The 4,872-nt window shown below is 47.7% G+C and carries 6 protein-coding genes; all 6 read left to right on the forward strand.

Annotated elements, in window-relative coordinates; genetic code table 11:
• Positions 1 to 316, forward strand: a 316-nt coding sequence (locus HA494_09545; protein ID NHV98005.1) for a dihydroxy-acid dehydratase, incomplete at its 5' end; no start/stop codon positions are given.
• Positions 317 to 405: 89 nt separating this feature from the next.
• Entirely contained in the window at positions 406 to 2,010 is a 1,605-nt protein-coding gene (locus tag HA494_09550; GenBank protein NHV98006.1) for a citramalate synthase, read from the forward strand.
• Positions 2,011 to 2,092: 82 nt separating this feature from the next.
• Positions 2,093 to 3,094, forward strand: a complete 1,002-nt coding sequence (gene ilvC / locus HA494_09555) for a ketol-acid reductoisomerase (GenBank protein ID NHV98007.1) — start codon at positions 2,093 to 2,095, stop codon at positions 3,092 to 3,094.
• A 49-nt stretch (positions 3,095 to 3,143) separates the two neighbouring features.
• The gene (locus tag HA494_09560) at positions 3,144 to 3,434 is read left to right on the forward strand and encodes a 50S ribosomal protein L21 (GenBank protein NHV98008.1); all 291 of its coding nucleotides are present in this window, start codon (positions 3,144 to 3,146) and stop codon (positions 3,432 to 3,434) included.
• A gap of 11 nt (positions 3,435 to 3,445) precedes the next feature.
• On the forward strand, positions 3,446 to 3,766 hold the full coding sequence (locus HA494_09565) for an RNA polymerase Rpb4 (protein NHV98009.1): 321 nt from the start codon (positions 3,446 to 3,448) through the stop codon (positions 3,764 to 3,766).
• Positions 3,767 to 3,999: 233 nt separating this feature from the next.
• The coding region (locus tag HA494_09570) for a CoB--CoM heterodisulfide reductase iron-sulfur subunit A family protein (GenBank protein ID NHV98010.1) at positions 4,000 to 4,872 on the forward strand (873 nt) is incomplete at its 3' end.

Raw genomic sequence — 4,872 nt, forward strand, 5'->3', positions numbered from 1 at the left:
AATCGTAGGAATGGGGCTAGGAAGGGATGTCGCATTGATAACCGATGGACGCTTCTCAGGCGCAACTAGGGGTATATGTGTAGGACACGTAGCACCCGAAGCGGCAGTTGGAGGGCCGATAGCTCTCCTTCAAAATGGTGATATAGTAGAGATAGATCTGGATAAGAGGCTCATCGAAGTAAGATTATCTGAGGAAGAGCTTGTTGAACGTAAAAGAGCTTGGAGGCCTCCCGAACCTAGGATCAGATCAGGCTACCTAAAGAGATACTCGCTCCTTGTAGGCTCTGCGAGCAAAGGCGCTATCCTAACCTACTAGTTCAGCAGCGAGGTGAGCGTTAAACTTATATTGCAAGCATCTAAGAAGTTAGTGCACGCGAGGTAAACGGAATCGATTCGAAGATCGATGTGCTTGACACAACGCTGAGAGACGGATCACAAACCTACGGTATATCATTTACCCTCCAAGATAAGCTGAGCATAGCTCAAAGGCTTGACGAGCTGGGAGTTAGGTATATCGAAGGCGGCTGGCCTTACTCAAACCCGAAGGATGCGGAGTTCTTTAAAGCGAGTAAGAGGCTGAACCTTAAACACTCTGAGCTGGTAGCCTTCACAAGCACGAGGCGCAAAGGTGTGCCGCCTCATAGGGATGAAAACTTAACCGAAGTTGTAGCTTGTGGCGTTAAGACAGCAGTAGTCTTCGGTAAAGCTTGGCAGCTACATGTAGAGAAGGTGCTAAACATAGGCTTAGAGGAGAACCTTGAACTCATCAGGGACTCCATATCATATCTGCGAGACCGAGGTTTAGAAGTGATCTTTGATGCTGAGCACTATTTCGACGGCTATAAGTCTAACCCATCTTACGCACTAGAGGTGCTTAAGGCAGCTGAGGAGGCTGGTGCGCATACACTAGTCCTCTGTGACACAAACGGTGGGACTCTACCTCAGGATATCCACACCATAACTCAGGATAGCGTGAAGAGTGTCAAATCGACTATAGGCATACACGCACATAACGATGCTGGGCTTGCTGTCGCTAACACAATCGTAGCAGTCTCAGCTGGAGCCAGACATATACAAGGCACGATAAACGGATTAGGTGAAAGGTGTGGTAATGCAGACCTATGCCAAGTGCTTCCAACCCTCCAGTTCAAGATGGGGTATGACGTGGTACTATCAGACAAACCTTGGGAGAAAAGGTTGAGTGATCTAACCGCACTATCGCAGTATGTTTATGACCTTGCTAACCTCCCCAACCTACCTAGCCAACCCTATGTAGGTAAGAATGCATTCAAGCATAAAGCTGGTGTACACGTCGATGCTGTACTAAAGATACCCCGCGCCTATGAGCACATAGACCCTACTCTAATAGGGAATGTAAGAGGAGTATCTATATCTGAGCTTTCTGGTAGGGCTAGCATAGTTAATCTAGCTTCAGAAATCAACCTTAATCTCGACAAAGAGGATAAGCTGGTTAACGAGGTTCTTAAAGAGGTGAAGAAGCTCGAAGCAGAAGGCTACCACTTTGAAAACGCTAAGGCAAGCGTCCACCTAATCCTACTTAGGAAAGCAGGTCTATTGACCACTCCGTTCAGAATAATTTCGTGGAAGGCTTCTTCGACTATGGATGGTGAAGCTAAGTGCGCCGCTGAGGTCGTTGTCGAAGTCTCTGGAGAGGTCTTTAAGGAAGAAGCAAAGGGCGTGGGTCCTGTGCACGCCCTTGACGTGGCGTTCAAACGTGCTGTGCTTCAAAAGTTTCCGCAGCTATCTAACACTAAACTTATCAACTACAAGGTTACGGTTATCGATAGCGTTCTGGGCACAGCCTCAGTAGTGCGGGTATTTATCGAATTCGAGGACAATGGTAGAAGATGGGCTACAACCTCTGTTTCAGCGAACATCATCGAGGCGAGCATCGAAGCGCTCGCAGAAGGATACACCTACAAGCTGGCATTAGATGCTCTTCAAAAGAAAGCTACTTCCCATTTACAGAAGGATGGTGCTCAACCTTAGACCCTTCTCTTCATAAACATCTTTTGATGGAGAAGGCTTATAACAACGCCGGATAGAGGTATATGGCAAAGGTTGAGGCAAGATGGCTAAGATATGGTATGATAAAGATGTTTCAATAGATCCTATTAAGAGCGAACTTATCGCTGTTATCGGCTACGGTAGCCAGGGCTCAGCCCAGGCGTGCAACCTAAAAGATTCTGGGTTAAATGTTATAGTGGGGCTGAGAGAAGGAGGCATAAGCTGGGCTAGGGCGGTAAAAGATGGGCATACAGTCGTTGAAGTTAAGAAGGCGGTGCAGCAAGCGGATATAATCCACATACTCGTCCCAGATATGGTCCAGCCGACACTTTACGAGAAAGAGATAGCCCCTTATTTAAGAGAGGAACAGGCGCTCAGCTTCTCCCACGGCGCCTCTATACACTGGGGTTGGATCAGACCGCCGAGCTGGGTTGATGTGATAATGTTAGCACCCAAGTCCCCTGGTCAAAGAGTCAGAGAGCTCTACTTAGAGGGCTTCGGCACACCAGCCTTGGTTGCCGTCCACCAAGACCATTCTAAGAGGGCTTGGTCTAGGGTTCTTGGTCTAGCAAAGGGTGTTGGATGCACACGTGCCGGTGTAATAAAGACCACATTCAAAGAGGAGGTTGAAACCGACTGGTTCGGTGAGCAAGTCGATCTATGTGGCGGTGTTGATAGACTTATCAGAACCGCTTTTGAGGTCTTGGTGGAGAATGGCTATCAGCCTGAAGTTGCTTACTTCGAATGTCTGCACGAGTTGAAGCTGATTGTAGATCTTATTCAGAGGTATGGGATAAGTGGTATGTATAAGAGGGTTAGCGAGACCGCGCGGTACGGTGGCTTAACGAGAGGGGGTTTGGTGTTGGATCAGCAGACGAAGCAGAAGATGCAGAGCGTGCTAGATGATATCCGCTGCGGTAAATTCGCTGATGAGTGGCATAGTGCTTACGCTAAAGAGGGGCCAGCATCATTCAACAAGTATCTTAGTGAGTTGGAAAAGCATCCTATAGAGCGAGTTGGGCTTAAGCTGAGAAGAATGATGTGGCCCGAAGGAGAAATCAGCTGAAGCATAACCGTTAAATCTATGTGCCTATCAGCTCACTGGGAGGTTAGAGTTGCCCAGATCGCACGGATATCGGAGAAAGACGAGGCATCTACTGCAAATCGACGAGTCGAAGAAGCGAGGCTTAACACCACTCCTTAGAGAGTATAAGGTTTCTGACAAAGTCATAATAGATATCGACCCACGGCAGGTGAAAGGTATGCCGCATAGAAGGTTCCAGGGTAAAGTCGGGGTTGTGGAGGAGGTAGGGCGTAGAACACTGACGATAAGTGTTCCAATAGGGGATAAGGTGAAGAAGGTTATAGCGCGGCTAGAGCACGTCAAACCCCTGGCATTGGAATAAGGTGGTTCGGGTTGTCTGAACAGATCAAGAAGCGGCCCATAACCATACCAGAAGCCAAAGCAATCTTAGAGAAGATTAACCTCGATCAAGCAGACCAGATTCAAAAGAGGACACTCGACTACCTATCAAAGTTCTCCAAGACAACACCTGAAAACGCGAGAAGACTCGTTGAGGAGCTTATGAAGAAGGGTTTAACAGAAGAGGAAGCGATAGAGCTCGTAAACAGTATGCCTAAGAGCGCAGAGGAGATAAGGGTCTTCTCAGCCGGTTGGAAAAAGTTCCTACCAACAGAAACCGTACAAGAAATACTCAACATATTGAAGCAAACTTAAGCCTGTCATCCTTCTACGGGTGCAGTTTGCTATCTGGTTGCGCGTCGTGAGCGTAGTTCTTTGCCTCTCTATATACTTTTTTTAGATTATATGTCATCAATTTATAGCGAATAGATTACACAGATACATCTAGAAGAGAGGATATACCGTGATGCGTATGTTGCTCCTCACCTCGACAAGCTTGATCCAACTAACCACCTTCATATTAGGTGTAATAAGTAGGTGGTATAGATATGAGTGAGGAACTTAGGATAGGTGTCTTCATATGCCACTGTGGTGGTAACATCTCTGATGTTGTAGATGTCGAGAAGGTTCGTGAAGCAGCCTCCAAGATGCCTGGTGTAGTTGTTGCCGAAACCAATCGGTATATGTGTAGCAAGACTGGCTTGGACCTAATAAAGGAATCTGTGAAGAAGTATCGCCTAAATAGGGTGGTTGAAGCCTCTTGCACACCACGTATGCATCTAACCACTTTTAGGCGGGCTGTGGCTGATGCTGGCCTAAACCCCTACTTACTTGACATGGTCAACATAAGAGAGCACTGCAGCTGGGTTCATACAGATAAGGATGCAGCTACCGAGAAGGCTATAGCGATAGTTAGAGGGTCGGTTATGAGGGCTCACCACCTAGAGCCTCTTCAGCCCGAGTATAAACCCGTTGAGAGGTCGGTGATGGTTGTTGGCGGTGGTGTAAGCGGGATCTTCGCCTCTCTTGAGCTTGCAAATAAAGGCTACCAAGTGTACTTGGTTGAGCGGAAGCCCAGCATAGGCGGTAGGATGATGCAGCTCAGCAAAACATTCCCCACTCTCGACTGCTCAACCTGTATACTTGCTCCGAGGATGGTTGAGGTAGGTCAACATCCAAACATCAAGATAATAACTTTAGCCGAGCCCGTGAAGGTAAGCGGGTCACCAGGCAACTACGAGGTGACGTTAAGGATCAAGCCTAGGTATGTGGATGCGTCAAACTGCTCCGCCTGCGGGGAGTGCGCTAAAAAGTGTCCTATGAAGAGGGTGCCGAATGAGCATGAAGCTGGCTTAGCATATAGAACAGCGATCTACCTTCCCTTCCCTCAAGCCATACCTCAAGCCTACGTTATAGACCCA

Source organism: Nitrososphaerota archaeon, from assembly GCA_011605775.1.
Lineage (GTDB): Archaea > Thermoproteota > Nitrososphaeria > Nitrososphaerales > JAAOZN01 > JAAOZN01.